Source organism: Corynebacterium sp. HMSC077G07 (genome assembly GCF_001809225.1).
GTDB lineage: Bacteria > Actinomycetota > Actinomycetes > Mycobacteriales > Mycobacteriaceae > Corynebacterium > Corynebacterium jeikeium_D.
The window spans coordinates 1-17,432 of the sequence record NZ_KV796533.1; the positions used below are offsets into that span (position 1 = coordinate 1).

A 17,432-nucleotide genomic window follows, 5' to 3' on the forward strand; every position below is an offset into this window, starting at 1 on the left:
ATGATGCAATGACCGCCTGACCCTACCGGCTTGAAAGTGTCATAAACCCATACAGTTTCACATTTGCAGCCCCAAGTTCGCATCCCCAAGCGAGCAGCCCCAGCGAGCAGACCGAGCTAGCAGCCCGTAGCTCTTTGGGGTTGTCAGAATCGAATCTCGAAGCCTGCGGTTCCCACGAAGGGCATTTCTTCGATAGTGTGGATTATCGGCTAGAATTTACGCACTGAACCAGACTTGCTCTGCACAGTGGGGGCTTGGCTCCGGAGAACTTCCCCGGAGTTTGCCCTTGAAGAATTCACGTTTGAGTTTCACTGTGCAGTATCTTTAGGTCTCATATGCACGAAGTAGCGAAGGAGCATCGTGTCTGAGGAAAACCAGACTTTCCAGGCGGCGGCTCGCCCGTCCGGTAAGCGCCAGGCGACGGGCGCGCAGACCACCGTGGCGAAGAAGCCTGCGCGTGAGAAGGAGACCAACGAGCTTTCGACTCGTAACCCTTTGGTTTTCATCAAGCAGGTTGTTGACGAGCTGCGCAAGGTGATTTGGCCGACCGGCCGCCAGATGGTCACCTACAGCATCATCGTGATTCTGTTCTTGATTGCCATGATCGTTCTCGTGTGGGGTGTGGACACGCTGGCCGGTCTGGGTGTCCGATCGGTGTTGGGTAAGTAATCGGTTATACTGTTTCGCAGTGATGCTTTTCATCCCGCCTCCGAGTTCCGGACGGCGGGATTATTCGTTAGCGCAGCTGGTGTCTGGCTGTGCGAAGTGATTGCGGATGGCATATTGGCTCTTAGGACTCTTTAGGCGAAGATGCCAATGTCGCGAACCGTTGATGTAGATACAAGAGGGGTTAGCACGACATGAATGATGGTCAGAATATTTTCTCCGACGCCCAGTCCGCGGATGCTGCCGCAACTGAGCAGGATGCGCAGGACGCACCGGCTCAGGTAGAAGCTTCGGCCGAGGGTGCAGTCGCAGCCGCAGCCGACGCAGCCGCAGCTGACACTGCTGCAGCAGAAGCAGCGCCGGCAGAGGAGACTGCCGCTGACGCTGAGGCACAGGCAGCTGCTGACGCAGATGCCGAGTACCGTAAGCGCCTGCGCGAGTTCCAGCGTGAGCTCAAGCGTCGTCCGGGCGACTGGTACATCATCCAGTGCTACTCCGGCTACGAGAACAAGGTGAAGACCAACCTGGAAATGCGCGCCCAGACCATGGGTGTCGATGAGCAGATCCACGAGGTCATCGTTCCGGTTGAGGAAGTCGAAGAGCGCAAGGACGACGGCAAGAAGAAGATCGTTAAGCGCAAGCTGCTGCCGGGCTACGTTCTGGTTCGTATGAGCCTGGATGACCCGTCCTGGTCCGTCGTCCGCGACACCCCGGGTGTTACTTCCTTCGTCGGTAGCGAGGGCCAGCCGTCCAAGGTCAAGATTCGCGAGGTCGCTAAGTTCCTCATGCCGAAGGAGACCATCACCGCGGACGCCGCTGAAGAAGCTGCAAATGCCGACGGTGAGCTGGCTGTCGCAGCGGCGCCGCAGGCGGAGAAGAAGGCCGTCGCCATCGACTATGAGGTCGGCGAGTCCGTCACCATCCTGTCCGGTCCGTTCGCATCTGTGGCTGCGACCATCTCCGAGATCGACCCGGACACCGGCCGCATGAAGGCTCTGGTTTCCATCTTCGGCCGTGAGACCCCGGTCGAGCTGGGCATCGATGAGGTCGAGAAGCTGAACTAGGCCCGACCTCAAGCCAGGCGCAGAGCCAAGCGGAGAGCACCGCCAAGCCAAGCGCCGAGCAAGGCACCAGCTAGCTCGCTCGCGCAACCAATCCGGTAACGGATTTTGATGCACGCCATACGCTGCGGTAACGTAGCCAGGCGTGCATTTTTGTGCCTTGAGCACAGATGCGCCAAGTAATTCGTATCCCCGGTGGCTGGCACCAACTCGATGACCAGCGCCAGCGGCCATGATGGTCGAGGGCGCAAGGGTCGTCGTAAAGCGTCGGCATCCGGACGGGGTGAGTCGCCTTTTCATCGGGGCGGCGTGCCCCGGTAACTAGGAAGTAGGTTAATCCGATGGCTCCGAAGAAGAAGCTTTCTGCGATTATTAAGCTGCAGATTCAGGCTGGTCAGGCTAACCCGGCTCCGCCGGTTGGTCCGGCACTGGGTGCTCATGGTGTCAACATCATGGAGTTCTGCAAGGCTTACAACGCAGCAACTGAGAACCAGCGTGGCAACGTTGTCCCGGTTGAAATCTCTGTCTACGAAGACCGCTCCTTCACCTTCGTTCTGAAGACCCCGCCGGCAGCTAAGCTGCTGCTGAAGGCCGCTGGCATCCAGAAGGGCTCTGGCGTTCCGCACACCAACAAGGTCGGTTCCGTGACCTGGGAGCAGTGCAAGGAAATCGCCGAGCTGAAGAAGCCGGACCTGAACGCTAACGACATCGAGATGGGTGCACGCATCATCGCCGGTACCGCTCGTTCTATGGGCATCACCGTCGAGGGCGCTAAGTAAACCGTCAGCGTTTAGCTGCACCTTCATCAAGTGGTAGGGCCAGCTTCGGCCCGCTACACACCACAATCCAACCATTTCACTTAATTGAGATTGGACTTTTCATGAGCAAGAACTCTAAGGCATACCGCGCCGCCGCCGAGAAGATCGACGCCGGCCGCATCTACTCTCCGCTCGAGGCCGCTAACCTGGCCAAGGAGACCTCCTCCAAGAACTACGACGCCACCATCGACGTCGCCATCCGCCTGGGCGTTGACCCGCGCAAGGCTGACCAGCTGGTTCGCGGCACTGTCTCCCTGCCGAACGGTACCGGTAAGACCGTCCGCGTTGTCGTCTTCGCTGCTGGCGAGAACGCCACCAAGGCTGAAGAGGCTGGCGCTGACTTCGTTGGCTCCGAGGAGCTGATCGAGAAGATTCAGGGCGGTTGGACCGACTTCGACGCTGCTATCGCTACCCCGGACCAGATGGCCAAGGTTGGTCGCGTGGCTCGCATCCTCGGCCCGCGTGGTCTGATGCCGAACCCGAAGACCGGCACCGTTACCCCGGATGTCGCTAAGGCTGTCACCGAGATCAAGGGCGGTAAGATTTCCTTCCGCGTTGACAAGGCTGCAAACCTGCAGGCTGTTATCGGTAAGGCTTCCTTCGACGCTGAGAAGCTGGCCGAGAACTACGGTGCGCTTATCGACGAGCTGATGCGCCTCAAGCCGTCCGCTGCTAAGGGTAAGTACCTGAAGAAGATCACCGTCTCCGCCACCAACGGCCCGGGCATCCCGGTTGACACCAGTGTGATCAAGGACTACACCGCCTAAATCAGCATCAGCCGATAGGCGAGTGTGCTCTTCACGAGTCACTCGAGAGTGACTCTGAGCAAAGCTCTTTAAAACCGCCGCCGCGCGCACTTTCCAGAGTGTGTGAGGTGGCGGTTTTGCATTGGCATAAGGGGTATCGATAGCGCGGTGGGGGCTTGGGCGCGGTAGACGTCGTAAAGCGAATTGCTAATCCAAACAACTAATCCAGGCGAAATGGACTCACAGCCAAAGTTTGTTGCTTAAAATCGCGACTATGACGTTAATTTTGGAACCCGAAGAAGGGCTGGAGGCGCTCGGCGAGATTAATCGCCTGGCGCAGCTCGACGACGGTTCCGGAATTATTGAATCGCAGCTCATCTCGTATCTCGACTCGTTGGGCGACGACGCCTATGACATGCCCTGCCTGCGCATCGCGGGACAGACTCTGCTGGGCGAGGTACTGACGGGGCTAGGGGAGGACGAGCGCGTAGCTGAGGTCCTTCGCCGCAATATCCAGGACTCTGTGGTGCTTCCGGGGATGAGTGAGGAGGAAGCTCTGCAAGCTCGGGCGGCGCAGGTCGTGGTCGTGCGGCTGTTGCGCATCATCGCGCGGATGGAGGCCGTCGAGCTGCGCAATGTCGTGGCGCAGCAGTGCCTGGCATCGCAGATCCCGCCGGTTGTGCGCGTGGCACTGACACTCACCGTGGATATTCTCGACGCCGCCAGATTGGACGCACATCCCGACGACATGGTGCGCGTGGTGCTCGACTACGCCGACCAAGTGCTCTGGCTTGCCGACGACAACCTGAATGCGTACTTTGCCGAGCTCGAGATGATTGTCCAGCAACGTGAGAAGGACCTGGAGTTCGGCCGCTTCGGAGAGCCAGGTGCGGCGCGGTTTGGATAGGCGATTTGGTTAATTGCCAGGGTCTGGTATAAAGTTTCTTCACGAAGTTTGACCGGCTTCCAATCGGTACCAACATCGAGTTGGGAAGATGGAGGTTGGTACTCAAGTTTCACCGAAGACCGTCGGTCATTCGCTTTGAAAGAAGCGGATTGAAGGTTTCATTGTAGGAATACAGTGAGCGGCCCACGCAGGAGGACTTGGAAGCGCTTGCGCAGTTTGACTTCACCTGCTGGCCTTGGGGTTGGCGGAGTTGAAGTGGAACACGCCACAAGAATTGTGCGCCCCATCCTTGTGCGAGGATTGGGGCGTTTGTTGTATTTGCGCAAAAGAATCCTTCACTTGGCCGAGCGGAAAATTGCAAAGACCAGGAAGGAGGCGAGAGTACACATGGCAGCAAATGCTGAGAAGATTGCAGCTGTTGCAGCGCTGAAGCAGGACGTTGAAGAGTCCAACGCTATCGTGCTGACTGAGTACCGCGGCCTGTCCGTTGCGGAAATCACGGAACTGCGTCGCGCCCTCGGTGCTGATGTTAAGTACTCCGTCGCCAAGAACACCATGATCAAGATCGCTGCCGACGAGGCAGGGATTGAGGGTCTTGATGAGCACCTGAACGGCCCGACTGCAGTCGCCTTCATCAAGGGCGAGGCTGTGGATGCGGCTAAGGCGATTAAGAAGTTCGCCGGTGACAACAAGAACCTCGTGATCAAGGGCGGCTACATGGACGGTGCTGCAATGGATGCAGCACAGTTCGAGGCTCTTGCGGATATGGATAACCGTGAGACCACGCTGGCAAAGCTGGCTGGTGCCTTCAACGGCGTTCTGGCGAACGTCGCTGGCCTGCTCGACGCTCCGACCTCCTCGGTTGCCCGCCTTGCTGCGGCACTCGAGGAAAAGAAGTAATCCCGAGCGGCTCGCGATCTACGCGAACTAAATCACGCGAAAAACTTTTCAATATCACTTTGACGGCTTCGACCCCAGGGATCTCTGAGGGGAGCGGCCGCACCACACTCATAGGAGAATATCCATGGCTAAGTACACCACTGAGGAACTGCTCGAGGCTTTCAAGGAAATGACCCTCGTTGAGCTCACCGAGTTCAAGAAGGCTTTCGAGGAAGAGTTCGACGTCACCGCTGCTGCTCCGGTTGCAGTTGCTGCTGCAGGCGCTGCTGGCGGCGAGGCTGCTGCTGAGGAGAAGGACGAGTTCGACGTCGTCCTCGAGGACGCTGGCGCTAAGAAGATCGGCGTTATTAAGGCTGTCCGTGAGATCGTCTCCGGCCTGGGCCTGAAGGAGGCTAAGGAGATGGTTGAGTCCGCTCCGAAGGCTATCCTGGAGGGTGCTTCCAAGGACGACGCTGAGGCTGCTAAGGCTAAGCTGGAAGAGGCTGGCGCAAAGGTTGCCCTCAAGTAATTCAATTACTTGCCTCGGCCCCGGTAGTGGCCTAAAGCTACCAATTCTGACCGCCAGTTCTGGGCTTCGTGCCCGGGGTTGGCGGTTCTTTTGTATCTGGGGCCTTTGCTAACCCACCTGACCCGGGCAAAACCTCACTAATCTCACCCGTCACAGGGAGTTGAGGCAAAAACCAGCCCACTCATTGTCTTGATTACCCTTATTGGCCTGTAAAGTATCTAACATGCTCTCACGGCCGAGAATTTTGTCTATCCTTCTGTTGGGTCTAGGCACCGCACTGCTTGCTGCTGGCATTTTGCTGCCCAAAGTGCTCAATGTTGATCCCAAAATGCCGCTTGACCTGCCGCCGGTGTCGTATACCCTGCGGGCGGAAGACGGCGTATCCACCAGGATTAACGAAGAGGGCAAGCGGGAGGAAGTGCACTCGCCGCTGCAGCGACAGCTCCATGGCGTGCTCATCGAACCCGCGGATGCGGACAAGGTTTCGCTCCGTGTCGGTGTGACTGAAATGCGTGAGCTTCCCCCTGAGGTCATAGGCACCGACCCGCTGACGGAGCTTATCGAGGCCAATATCTGGACAGTTACCATCGACCGCCTCACTGGCGAGGCGCTGGCTCCTGCGACGCTTGTCGACCGCATGGCAGGCGTTCCACGGTCAGTGGCTTTCGAGGGGAACTGGGTGAAGCTTCCGGCCGACACGGAGGAAAAGGAATACCTGATCTTTGATGATCTCCTCCACGATTCCTTGCCGGCAAAGTTTGTCGGGGAAGAGGAGCGCGGCGGTAACCGTGTCCTGCATTTCCGTCAGGACATTGAGAAGACGAATCTCGCCCAGAAGTACCGTTCTTACGTCTCTCAGCTAACCCAGGATGACAAGTCCGGCTTCCTCCAGTACCAGGGCACCCGTGATTTGTGGGTTGAGCCCAAGTCTGGCTCGGTCATCGATATGGCCGAGGACATCCACCTTTGGTGGGAGACCCGCGATGGCGAGCCGATCATGGACTACCTGCGCTTCAACGGCAAGATGGACGAAGGCCTTTCCAATCAGCTTCTCTTTGGCGCAATACAGAATTTCCAGCGCCCAGCTCTAGAGCCGTGGTCAATCGGCCTCATTGCGTCCGGTTCGATTCTGGTATTCATCGCAATCGTGGGTATCGTGCGTCCTTCGACCCGTCGTAAAACAGAGTAACGCTTTACGACGGCCATAGCGCCCAGGCCTCATCGTTATATCGGTAACGGGTGAATGCGACACGCCCGATTTGTCAAGTTGTACTAGACAACTGCCAGTTTTTGATATAGGCTAAATCGTTGCGCTGGAATTAGTGTATCTGTCGCCAGCTCTTTTATAGTTTGCGCTCGGAGCGCGGGGCTATTATGTAGCACCGTTTTTCGTGCATCTAGCTGTTAAAGGAGTTGCTGCGACGCCGCCGTTAGGGCTCGGGGGCTCGCCTTTAAAGGCTGGTCTTGGAGGCCAAGTGGCGGGGGAATCACTTTCGTGTGTGACCAAAGGTTAGACGCAAAGTATCCCGGTGCGCAACAGAAATAATTCCTGCAACTTGAATCGCGTATAAACCAAGCGGGCGGAGCGCACCACCGGTTGCCGGTGTGCTCCACCGCGTGAGGTGCTGGAAGGACGCATCTTGGCAGTCTCCCGCCAGACCAAGGCAGTAACCGGTATTCCCGGAGCTTCGAAGAGGTACTCGTTTGCAAAGATTCAGGAGCCGATTGCGGTTCCTGGTCTGCTCGACCTGCAGCGTGAGTCTTTCGCATGGCTCATTGGCACGCCTGAGTGGCGTGCTCGTCGCCAGGAGGAGCTCGGAGAAGACGCTCGGGTTACCAGCGGTCTCGAAGATATTCTAGAAGAGCTCTCTCCGATCGAGGACTACTCCCAGAAGATGTCCCTGACGCTGTCGGACCCATGGTTCGACTCCGTCAAGAACACCGTGGATGAGTCCAAGGATAAGGACATCAACTACTCGGCTCCCCTCTACGTCACCGCGGAGTTCACCAACCGCGAGACCGGTGAGATCAAGAGCCAGACCGTCTTCATCGGTGACTTCCCGATGATGACGGACAAGGGTACGTTCATCGTCAACGGAACTGAGCGTGTCGTTGTTTCTCAGCTGGTGCGCTCTCCGGGCGTCTACTTCGATGAGACCATCGACAAGTCCACCGAGCGCCCGCTGCACTCGGTGAAGATTATTCCGTCGCGCGGTGCGTGGCTGGAGTTCGACGTCGACAAGCGGGACACCGTCGGCGTTCGTATTGACCGTAAGCGTCGCCAGCCGGTCACGGTTCTGCTGAAGGCTTTCGGCTGGACCACCGAGGAGATCAAGGAGCGCTTCGGCTTCTCTGAGATCATGATGGCCACCCTGGAGAAGGACGGTGTTGCAAACACCGACGAGGCCCTGCTGGAGATTTACCGCAAGCAGCGCCCGGGTGAGCCGCCGACGCGCGAGTCCGCGCTGGCTCTGCTGGAGAACAACTTCTTCAAACCGAAGCGCTACGACCTGGCTAAGGTCGGTCGCTACAAGGTCAACCGCAAGCTGGGCCTGGGCGCTGATGCCTCCGGCGAGATGGTTCTGACCGAGCAGGATATTGCTACCACCATCGAATACCTCGTGCGTCTGCACGACGGCGAGAATGTTATGACCTCGCCGGAAGGCGTCGAAATCCCGGTTGAGACCGACGATATCGACCACTTCGGTAACCGTCGTCTGCGTACCGTAGGCGAGCTGATTCAGAACCAGGTCCGCGTGGGTCTGTCCCGCATGGAACGCGTGGTTCGTGAGCGCATGACCACTCAGGACGTGGAGTCGATCCAGCCGACCACCCTGATTAACGTGCGCCCGGTTTCCGCGGCTATCCGTGAGTTCTTCGGTACTTCCCAGCTGTCCCAGTTCATGGACCAGAACAACTCGCTGTCGGGCCTGACCCACAAGCGTCGTCTGTCCGCACTGGGCCCGGGTGGTCTGACCCGTGACCGTGCTGGCCTTGAGGTTCGAGACGTTCACCCGTCCCACTACGGTCGCATGTGTCCAATTGAGACCCCAGAGGGTCCGAACATTGGCCTGATTGGTTCGCTGTCCTGCTACGCACGCGTGAACCCGTTCGGTTTCATTGAGACTCCGTACCGTCGCGTCCGCGATGGTGTCATCACCGACGAGGTCGACTACCTCACCGCTGATGAGGAAGACCGCTACGTCGTCGCGCAGGCCAACACCCCGATCGACGAGAACGGCCACTTCGTTCAGGAGACCCTGTCTGTTCGTAAGAAGGGTGGTGACGTCGAGTCCGTCCGCGCCGATGAGGTCGACTACCTCGATGTTTCCCCGCGTCAGATGGTCTCCGTGGCTACCGCCATGATTCCGTTCCTCGAGCACGACGACGCTAACCGTGCCCTGATGGGTGCGAACATGCAGCGTCAGGCTGTGCCGCTGCTGCGTTCGGAGGCTCCGTTCGTCGGTACCGGTATGGAGCAGCGTGCTGCTTACGACGCCGGCGATGTCATTGTCGCTTCGGCCACCGGTGTGGTCGAGACGGTGTCGGCAGACTTCATCACCATCATGGACGATGAGGGCCAGCGCCACACCTACCTGCTGCGCAAGTTCGAACGCACCAACCAGGGCACCTGCTACAACCAGAAGCCACTGGTTGACGAAGGCCAGCGTGTTGAGGCCGGCCAGGTCATCGCTGATGGTCCGGGTACCGACAACGGTGAGATGGCACTTGGTAAGAACCTGCTCGTGGCATTCATGCCGTGGGAAGGACACAACTACGAGGACGCCATCATCCTGAACCAGCGCATGGTTGAGGAGGACATCCTGACCTCGATTCACATCGAGGAGCATGAGATTGATGCCCGCGACACCAAGCTGGGTCCGGAGGAAATCACCCGTGACATCCCGAACGCATCCGAGGAGATGCTGAAGGATCTGGATGACCGCGGTATCGTCCGCATCGGTGCCGACGTTCGCGACGGTGACATCCTGGTCGCTAAGACCACGCCGAAGGGCGAGACTGAGCTGACTCCGGAGGAGCGCCTGCTGCGCGCTATCTTCGGCGAGAAGTCCCGCGAGGTCCGTGACACCTCCATGCGTGTTCCGCACGGTGAGTCCGGCAAGGTCATCGGCGTCCGCGTCTTCTCCCGTGAAGACGATGACGACCTGGCACCGGGTGTCAACGAGATGGTCCGCGTCTACGTTGCGCAGAAGCGCAAGATTCAGGACGGCGACAAGATGGCAGGTCGCCACGGTAACAAGGGTGTTATCGGCAAGATCCTGCCGCAGGAGGATATGCCGTTCCTGCCGGACGGCACCCCGGTCGACATCATTCTGAACACCCACGGTGTTCCGCGTCGTATGAACATCGGCCAGGTCCTCGAGGTTCACCTCGGCTGGCTGGCGAAGGCCGGCTGGAGCATTGAGGGCGACCCGGATTGGGCTAAGCGTCTTCCGGCTGACCTGCACGACGTTCCGTCCGACTCCCTGGTCGCAACCCCAGTGTTCGACGGTGCTGAGAACGAGGAGCTCGCTGGTCTGCTCGCGTCGTCCCGCCCGAACCGTGACGGCGAGGTGCTGGTCAACGCTGACGGTAAGGCCACGCTGTTCGACGGCCGCTCTGGCGAGAAGTTCCCGTTCCCGGTTTCGGTGGGCTACATGTACATGCTGAAGCTGCACCACCTGGTCGACGAGAAGATTCACGCTCGTTCCACCGGTCCGTACTCCATGATTACCCAGCAGCCGCTGGGTGGTAAGGCTCAGTTCGGTGGTCAGCGCTTCGGTGAGATGGAGGTGTGGGCAATGCAGGCATACGGCGCTGCCTACACCCTGCAGGAGCTGCTCACTATCAAGTCCGATGACGTGGTTGGCCGCGTCAAGGTCTACGAGGCAATCGTGAAGGGCGACAACATTCCGGATCCGGGTATTCCGGAGTCGTTCAAGGTGCTTCTGAAGGAACTGCAGTCGCTCTGCCTGAACGTTGAGGTCCTTTCGGCCGACGGCGTTCCGGTTGAGTTGGGCTCCTCCGACGATGAGGAACTCGACCACGCGACCGCTTCCCTCGGCATTAACCTGTCCCGCGACGAGCGTTCTGACGCTGACTCCGCATAGTTTCTCGCTTAACGACGAAACATTGCGTGAGTATCAGGGTCGGGAAGCCCTAACTCGCGAATAACCCAACACAGACGACAACGTACAAAAACCTCCGCAGAGAATTTGGTTTCCGCATTACTTCGATGCGGAGGGAAAGGGAAAACAGGTGCTCGACGTCAACAACTTTGACGAGCTCCGGATTGGGCTCGCTACCGCCGACGACATCCGCCGCTGGTCTCGCGGTGAGGTCAAGAAGCCCGAGACGATTAACTACCGTACGCTGAAGCCGGAAAAGGATGGCCTTTTCTGTGAGCGTATCTTCGGCCCGACCCGTGACTGGGAGTGTGCTTGTGGTAAGTACAAGCGCGTTCGCTTCAAGGGCATCATCTGTGAACGCTGTGGCGTTGAGGTGACCAAGTCGAAGGTTCGCCGTGAGCGCATGGGCCACATTGAGCTGGCCGCTCCGGTCACTCACATCTGGTACTTCAAGGGTGTGCCGTCTCGCCTCGGCTACCTGCTCGATTTGGCTCCGAAGGATTTGGAAAAGATCATCTACTTCGCTGCCAACATCATCACTTCTGTGGATGAAGAGGCTCGCCACAACGACCAGGAAACCCTCGAAGCAGACATGCTCGTGGACAAGAAGCTGGTTGAGGACGACCGCGACCAGGAGCTGGCCGAACGCGCCCAGACCCTGGAAGAGGATCTGGCTGAGCTCGAGGCAGCCGGTGCCAAGGCTGACGCCCGCAAGAAGGTTCAGTCTGCAGCCGAGCGCGAGATGCGCCACATCCGTGAGCGCGCCCAGCGCGAGCTGGATCGTCTCGATGAGATTTGGAACACCTTCATCAAGCTCGAGCCGAAGCAGATGATTATCGACGAGGGTATTTACACCGAGCTCGTCGACCGCTACGAGGACTACTTCACCGGTGGTATGGGTGCTGAGGCTATTCAGACCCTGATCCGCAACTTCGACCTGGCCAAGGAGGCCGAGGAGCTGCGCGAGATTATTCGCGACGGCAAGGGTCAGAAGAAGATGCGCGCCCTCAAGCGCCTGAAGGTTGTCACTGCATTCCTGCAGTCCGGCAACGACCCAGCCGCTATGGTGCTCGACTGCATCCCGGTGATTCCGCCGGAGCTGCGCCCGATGGTGCAGCTCGACGGTGGCCGCTTTGCGACCTCGGACTTGAACGACCTCTACCGTCGTGTCATCAACCGCAACAACCGCCTGAAGCGCATGATCGACCTCGGCGCTCCGGAGATCATCGTCAACAACGAGAAGCGCATGCTTCAGGAATCCGTTGACGCACTGTTCGACAATGGACGTCGCGGCCGCCCGGTCACTGGTCCGGGTAACCGCCCGCTGAAGTCCCTGAGCGACCTGCTCAAGGGTAAGCAGGGTCGTTTCCGTCAGAACCTGCTGGGTAAGCGTGTTGACTACTCCGGCCGTTCGGTTATTATCGTCGGCCCGCAGCTGAAGCTGCACCAGTGTGGTCTGCCGAAGCTGATGGCACTTGAGCTGTTCAAGCCGTTCGTGATGAAGGAGCTCGTGGCCAAGAGCTACGCGCAGAACATCAAGAGCGCGAAGCGCATGGTTGAGCGTCAGCGCCCAGAGGTGTGGGACGTCCTCGAAGATGTCATTACCGGACACCCGGTCCTGCTGAACCGTGCACCTACGCTGCACCGCCTGGGTATTCAGGCTTTCGAGCCGGTCCTGGTTGAGGGTAAGGCAATTCAGCTGCACCCACTGGCATGTGAGGCTTTCAACGCCGACTTCGACGGTGACCAGATGGCAGTCCACCTGCCGCTGTCCGCTGAAGCACAGGCCGAGGCTCGCGTCCTGATGCTGTCCTCGAACAACATTCTGTCGCCGGCTTCCGGTAAGCCGCTGGCTATGCCGCGTCTGGATATGGTCACTGGCCTGTACTTCCTGACGCTGGAGAAGCCGGAGCTGCCGGGTGGCCACCAGGATGCCACCGAGGACGCACCGGAGCAGGGTATTTACACCAGCCCGGCCGAGGCCATCATGGCTTACGACCGCGGTGCAATTGGTCTGCAGAGCCCGATTAAGGTGCGCATCAGCCACCTGCGTCCGCCGGCCGAGATTGAGGCCGAGCAGTTCCCAGACGGTTGGAACAAGGGCGATACCTGGCTGGCTTCGACCACGCTGGGCCGCGTTATGTTCAACGACCTGCTGCCGTGGAACTACCCATACGTCGAAGGCGTTATGGCTAAGAAGCCGCAGGCTGCGATCATCAACGACTTGGCTGCCAAGTACCCGATGATCACGGTCGCTCAGACCGTCGACAAGCTCAAGGATGCTGGCTTCTACTGGGCTACCCGTTCTGGTGTCACCATTGCTATGTCTGACGTGCTGGTTCTCCCGAACAAGCGGGAGATCCTAAACGGCTACGAAGAGAAGGCCGCCACGGTGGAGAAGAAGTTCCGCCGCGGTAAGCTCTCGGCTGCTGAGCGTCACGAGTCGCTGGTTAACCTGTGGAAGGCTGCGACGGCTGAGGTCGGTGAAAAGGTCGAGGCTCTGTACCCGGATGACAATCCGATTCCGATGATCGTGAAGTCGGGTGCTGCCGGTAACATGGGCCAGATTCACTCGCTGGCCGGCATGAAGGGTATGGTTACGAACCCGCGTGGTGAATACATCACCCGTCCGATTAAGACCTCCTTCCGCGAAGGCCTGTCGGTTCTCGAGTACTTCAACAACTCGCACGGTTCCCGTAAGGGTCTGGCCGATACCGCGCTTCGTACCGCTGACTCGGGTTACCTGACCCGTCGTCTGGTCGACGTTGCGCAGGACGTCATCGTTCGCGAAGAGGACTGTGGCACCCACGATGGTGTCATTGTCGAGATCGGCGAGGATGTTCTGGACGCAGCCGGCAACCCGACCGGCGAGATCCGTCGTGCGAAGTATGTCGAGACCGCCGCGATTGCTCGTGTGCTGGCAGCCGATGTCACCGACGCTGAGGGCAATGTCCTTATCGCGGCTGACACCGACCTGAACGACGACCACATCACCCTGGCTCTCAGCCACGGTGTCAAGGAAGTCAAGGTCCGCTCGGTTCTGACCTGTTCCACCGCAACCGGTGTCTGTGCCAAGTGTTACGGTCGCTCGATGGCAACCGGCAAGCTGGTCGACATCGGAGAGGCTGTCGGTATTGTTGCTGCGCAGTCCATTGGTGAGCCGGGTACCCAGCTGACCATGCGTACGTTCCACCAGGGTGGTGTCGGTGGCGACATTACCGGTGGTCTGCCGCGTGTCCAGGAGCTGTTTGAGGCCCGCGTGCCGAAGAACAAGGCTCCGCTGGTCCGCGAAAACGGTCGCGTGCGCCTGGAGGAGGACGAGCACTTCTACACGCTCACCCTCATCCCGGATGCCAACAGCGAAGACGAGGTTGTTTACGACAAGCTGTCCAAGCGTCAGGGCCTGGCTGAAATCACTGTCGATGGCCGTCGTCGCGCCATCCGCGATGGTGACCATGTGGTCAAGGGTCAGCAGCTGCTCAAGGGCGCTGCCGATCCGCACGAGGTCCTCGAGGTTCTGGGCCGCCGAGGCGTCCAGCGCCACCTCATCGAGGAAGTCCAGTCGGTCTACCGTGATCAGGGTGTGGCCATTCACGACAAGCACATCGAGGTTATCGTCAGCCAGATGCTGCGCCGCGTGATTGTGTCTAAGCCAGGTGACTCCGAACTGCTGCCAGGTGCACTGGTCGAGCGCTCCACGGTCATGGCGAAGAACCGCGAGATTGTCGCCTCCGGTGGCAGCGTCATCGAAGGCCGTCGCGTGCTGATGGGTATTACCAAGGCATCGCTGGCCACCGAGTCCTGGCTGTCCGCCGCCTCCTTCCAGGAGACGACGCGCGTGCTTACCGACGCCGCTATCAACAAGCGCTCGGATAAGCTCATCGGCCTGAAGGAGAACGTGATCATCGGTAAGCTGATCCCGGCTGGTACGGGTATCTCGCGCTACCGCAACATCACGGTTGAGCCGACTGAGGAAGCTGCCCGCCAGGCAGCCGCCCCGTTCGCTTCCTTCGGCGAGGGCTTCTACGGTGCCGAGGACACCTACGGCATCGATCAGGTCGGTTCCGCAGTTCCGCTGGATGACATCGGAACCTTCGAGTAGAAATCAATAGCTTTGCGGCAGCGGCTGGGGGGAGCGGGAGAATTCCCTCGGTCACTGTCTGGCAAAGCACCTCGCCTGACAGTTGGGGCTTCGTGCGCTAACTGTTAGGTGGCAACCGGAAAAATCCTCCGGCACAGTTGTGGCTTACTAGCGGGTTGCTAGTTCGTCACGGTCGTGCCGGAGGATTTTTCTTTGTCGAGGCAACCCAACTGGAAAACTCGGCTGGAGACTGAAGAAAGGCGATAGGAACAGAGGCAAGGGGCAGGGGAGGAAGGGCCTAGGGGTTCCGTCCCGACCTCCCTCCTCTACATCTTGAGAGCCTCTGCAATCGGGGTGTTGCCCTCGTTGAAGTTAATCATGCGACCAACGGTAGCCTCGTTGAACACGGCCTGCGCGATGACATTGGCAACGGTCGCGCGAGCGACCTCGCCTGCCTTGTCCGCCGTGGTGTCGATGGAATCCTGGCCCTCGTTGAGCGTGAGCGCACTCGGGCCGAGAATGGTCCATTCCAGGTTTGAAGCGCGCAGCGCTTCGTCGGCTGCAGCCTTGGACTCGGCATAGGCAAAGAAGCTGTGATCCTCTGGAACGCCATGGTCGTGGCCCGCACCAAAGTAAGAGACCATCACGTAGCGCTTAACGCCAGCCTGCTCGGCTGCGGCAATCGAAGTAATAGCTGCGTCGCGGTCGATCGCGTACGTCCGTTCTGGTGAACCTCCACCAGCGCCGGCGGACCAAATCACAGCGTCGTGCGCGCTGAGAAGGTCCGCAAACTGTTCGGTCGAGAGACTGGCGATGTCGTAAACGGCTGGTGTGGCGCCGAGAGCCTCGATATCCGGAACCTGGTCGGGGTTGCGTATAACAGACGTGACCTCGTAGCCATCGTCGATAAGTAGGGGAGTAGAGATTTGGGCCACCTTGCCGTGGCCGCCAATGACAATAACCTTTTTAGACATGTCCCCACCTATACGCTGCCAGTACACTGCTGGCAATGAAGAAGGCATTCGCCTGTGGTGAACATGGCGATTAAGTTTCTCCAGCGCTGATGCAGGACAGTACTATGGGCAAACCGAACGGACGGCAGAATTGGCCGAGTTATCAATTCAAACCGGCATAGTAACGTCTGCGTCTTTTGGGGCGAGGCGCGCCGTGCTGAACACCCAAAAATTTGATCACCAAGCCCACAAGCGCTCAAAGTGCTTGAAATTTATAGGCCATTACCAGGGTGTTTGGACTAAACCCGCAGCTCGCGTACTGTTATACAACGATCCCAGAAAAGAATTGGGAACTTGAGACATTACCCAGTAGGCCAGCGAGAGCGGCTGACTGGGTTTCGCACGTTCAAAATCCCTCCATTTCTTGCGTTCAACCGATGGGCTCACCACTGGATGAGTAATAACTTTTCTTGTGATGCATTCACACGGAAGGTGGTTACTCCGCTGCGGTTGGCATCGGTCGTGAGAATGTCCAGCGAGGATTGAAAACAGAAAGAGGCTTCATGCCCACTATTCAGCAGCTGGTCCGCAAGGGCCGCCATGACAAGAAGGCTAAGGTTGCAACCGCAGCTCTGAAGGGTTCCCCTCAGCGCCGCGGCGTTTGCACCCGTGTTTACACCACCACCCCGAAGAAGCCGAACTCGGCTCTTCGTAAGGTCGCTCGTGTTCGTCTGACCTCTGGTATCGAGGTTTCGGCTTACATTCCGGGTGAGGGCCACAACCTGCAGGAGCACTCCATGGTGCTCGTTCGCGGTGGTCGTGTTAAGGACCTCCCGGGTGTCCGCTACAAGATCGTCCGTGGTTCCCTCGACACCCAGGGTGTCAAGGACCGCAAGCAGGCTCGTTCCCGCTACGGCGCAAAGAAGGAGAAGTAAGCCATGCCACGTAAGGGCCCAGTACAGAAGCGTCCTGTCGTCAACGACCCGGTCTACGGCTCCCCTCTGGTGTCGCAGCTGGTCAACAAGGTTCTGATCGACGGTAAGAAGTCGACTGCAGAGCGCATCGTCTACGGTGCACTTGAGCTGTGCGAAGAGAAGACCGGTACTGATCCGGTGCTGACTCTGAAGCGCGCAATCGAGAACGTCAAGCCGGCTCTTGAGGTTCGTTCCCGCCGTGTTGGTGGCGCCACCTACCAGGTCCCGGTCGAGGTTCGTCCGGGCCGTGGCACCACGCTGGCACTGCGCTGGCTGCTGATGTTCTCCCGTCAGCGCCGTGAGAACACCATGACCGAGCGTCTCGCTAACGAGATTCTCGATGCATCCAACGGCCTGGGTGCATCCGTCAAGCGTCGTGAGGACACTCACAAGATGGCGGAAGCAAACCGCGCATTCGCTCACTACCGCTGGTAATCGCTTATCGACGGAGGCCGCGAGTGGTCACCGTCGTAGAGCAGCTGCCGGTATGTCAACGGCGCGCGTCGGTCGCGGTCCACAGATCTTTAAGGGTCACTCAATAGGGGCCAGCCCGGCGCTTACACCCGATGTCTTGCGTAGAATTTACGCAATAGGTGTACGTCACGGCGCGACTTCGCGCCAAGACGGTGGCATTATAGATAAAGCAAACCCGACCGACGGCGGATTTGACGGCCAATTGCAATCCCGTA

General features: G+C 58.9%; 13 protein-coding genes. 12 read left to right on the plus strand and 1 reads right to left on the minus strand.

All coding sequences use genetic code 11. The annotated features are described in order from the left end of the window. Positions 1–360: 360 nt before the first annotated feature. The 10 genes from secE (at position 361) to HMPREF2562_RS04755 (ending at position 14,837) form a co-directional block, all read left to right on the plus strand. The gene (secE, locus tag HMPREF2562_RS04710) at positions 361–669 is read left to right on the plus strand and encodes a preprotein translocase subunit SecE (protein WP_049170051.1); all 309 of its coding nucleotides are present in this window, start codon (positions 361–363) and stop codon (positions 667–669) included. A gap of 191 nt (positions 670–860) precedes the next feature. Further along, a complete protein-coding gene (gene nusG, locus HMPREF2562_RS04715; protein ID WP_070546900.1) occupies positions 861–1,730 on the plus strand; it encodes a transcription termination/antitermination protein NusG in 870 nt (289 codons plus the stop codon). 338 nt (positions 1,731–2,068) lie between these two features. Further along, positions 2,069–2,506, plus strand: a complete 438-nt coding sequence (gene rplK / locus HMPREF2562_RS04720) for a 50S ribosomal protein L11 (protein WP_016422043.1) — start codon at positions 2,069–2,071, stop codon at positions 2,504–2,506. A gap of 101 nt (positions 2,507–2,607) precedes the next feature. After that, positions 2,608–3,312: a 50S ribosomal protein L1 gene (gene rplA / locus HMPREF2562_RS04725; protein ID WP_016422044.1), complete on the plus strand. Its 705-nt coding sequence runs from the start codon at positions 2,608–2,610 to the stop codon at positions 3,310–3,312. Positions 3,313–3,565: 253 nt separating this feature from the next. Continuing rightward, positions 3,566–4,198, plus strand: coding sequence for a hypothetical protein (locus HMPREF2562_RS04730; protein ID WP_042388383.1), 633 nt, complete (start codon positions 3,566–3,568; stop codon positions 4,196–4,198). Between the two features lie 387 nt (positions 4,199–4,585). Beyond that, entirely contained in the window at positions 4,586–5,098 is a 513-nt protein-coding gene (rplJ, locus tag HMPREF2562_RS04735; RefSeq protein WP_016422046.1) for a 50S ribosomal protein L10, read from the plus strand. A 124-nt stretch (positions 5,099–5,222) separates the two neighbouring features. Next, a complete protein-coding gene (gene rplL / locus HMPREF2562_RS04740) occupies positions 5,223–5,606 on the plus strand; it encodes a 50S ribosomal protein L7/L12 (protein WP_016422047.1) in 384 nt (127 codons plus the stop codon). Between the two features lie 223 nt (positions 5,607–5,829). Further along, positions 5,830–6,795, plus strand: a complete 966-nt coding sequence (locus tag HMPREF2562_RS04745; protein WP_042388387.1) for a cell envelope lipid trafficking protein PgfA — start codon at positions 5,830–5,832, stop codon at positions 6,793–6,795. 433 nt (positions 6,796–7,228) lie between these two features. Continuing rightward, positions 7,229–10,717 (plus strand): DNA-directed RNA polymerase subunit beta, encoded by a 3,489-nt coding sequence (locus tag HMPREF2562_RS04750; RefSeq protein WP_042388391.1) that lies wholly within the window; start codon positions 7,229–7,231, stop codon positions 10,715–10,717. A gap of 148 nt (positions 10,718–10,865) precedes the next feature. After that, positions 10,866–14,837, plus strand: a complete 3,972-nt coding sequence (locus HMPREF2562_RS04755; protein ID WP_016422050.1) for a DNA-directed RNA polymerase subunit beta' — start codon at positions 10,866–10,868, stop codon at positions 14,835–14,837. A 305-nt stretch (positions 14,838–15,142) separates the two neighbouring features. On the opposite strand, the gene HMPREF2562_RS04760 is transcribed toward HMPREF2562_RS04755, so the two are convergent. After that, entirely contained in the window at positions 15,143–15,790 is a 648-nt protein-coding gene (locus HMPREF2562_RS04760; RefSeq protein WP_016422051.1) for an SDR family oxidoreductase, read from the minus strand. A 542-nt stretch (positions 15,791–16,332) separates the two neighbouring features. Between HMPREF2562_RS04760 and rpsL the strand changes: the two genes are divergently transcribed. Together rpsL and rpsG are read left to right on the plus strand one after the other, a co-directional pair. Further along, a complete protein-coding gene (gene rpsL, locus HMPREF2562_RS04765; protein WP_005509887.1) occupies positions 16,333–16,704 on the plus strand; it encodes a 30S ribosomal protein S12 in 372 nt (123 codons plus the stop codon). Between the two features lie 3 nt (positions 16,705–16,707). Beyond that, positions 16,708–17,178: a 30S ribosomal protein S7 gene (gene rpsG / locus HMPREF2562_RS04770; RefSeq protein ID WP_016422052.1), complete on the plus strand. Its 471-nt coding sequence runs from the start codon at positions 16,708–16,710 to the stop codon at positions 17,176–17,178. Positions 17,179–17,432 lie beyond the last annotated feature (254 nt).

Excerpts from the sequence above, each read along its gene's own strand:
- HMPREF2562_RS04760 (WP_016422051.1), bottom strand. The coding sequence starts at position 15,790 with ATGTCTAAAAAGGTTATTGTCATTGGCGGCCACGGCAAGGTGGCCCAA.
- HMPREF2562_RS04730 (WP_042388383.1), top strand. The coding sequence starts at position 3,566 with ATGACGTTAATTTTGGAACCCGAAGAAGGGCTGGAGGCGCTCGGCGAG.
- rplL (WP_016422047.1), top strand. The coding sequence starts at position 5,223 with ATGGCTAAGTACACCACTGAGGAACTGCTCGAGGCTTTCAAGGAAATG.
- nusG (WP_070546900.1), top strand. The coding sequence starts at position 861 with ATGAATGATGGTCAGAATATTTTCTCCGACGCCCAGTCCGCGGATGCT.
- HMPREF2562_RS04745 (WP_042388387.1), top strand. The coding sequence starts at position 5,830 with ATGCTCTCACGGCCGAGAATTTTGTCTATCCTTCTGTTGGGTCTAGGC.
- rplJ (WP_016422046.1), top strand. The coding sequence starts at position 4,586 with ATGGCAGCAAATGCTGAGAAGATTGCAGCTGTTGCAGCGCTGAAGCAG.
- rpsL (WP_005509887.1), top strand. The coding sequence starts at position 16,333 with ATGCCCACTATTCAGCAGCTGGTCCGCAAGGGCCGCCATGACAAGAAG.
- rplA (WP_016422044.1), top strand. The coding sequence starts at position 2,608 with ATGAGCAAGAACTCTAAGGCATACCGCGCCGCCGCCGAGAAGATCGAC.
- rplK (WP_016422043.1), top strand. The coding sequence starts at position 2,069 with ATGGCTCCGAAGAAGAAGCTTTCTGCGATTATTAAGCTGCAGATTCAG.
- rpsG (WP_016422052.1), top strand. The coding sequence starts at position 16,708 with ATGCCACGTAAGGGCCCAGTACAGAAGCGTCCTGTCGTCAACGACCCG.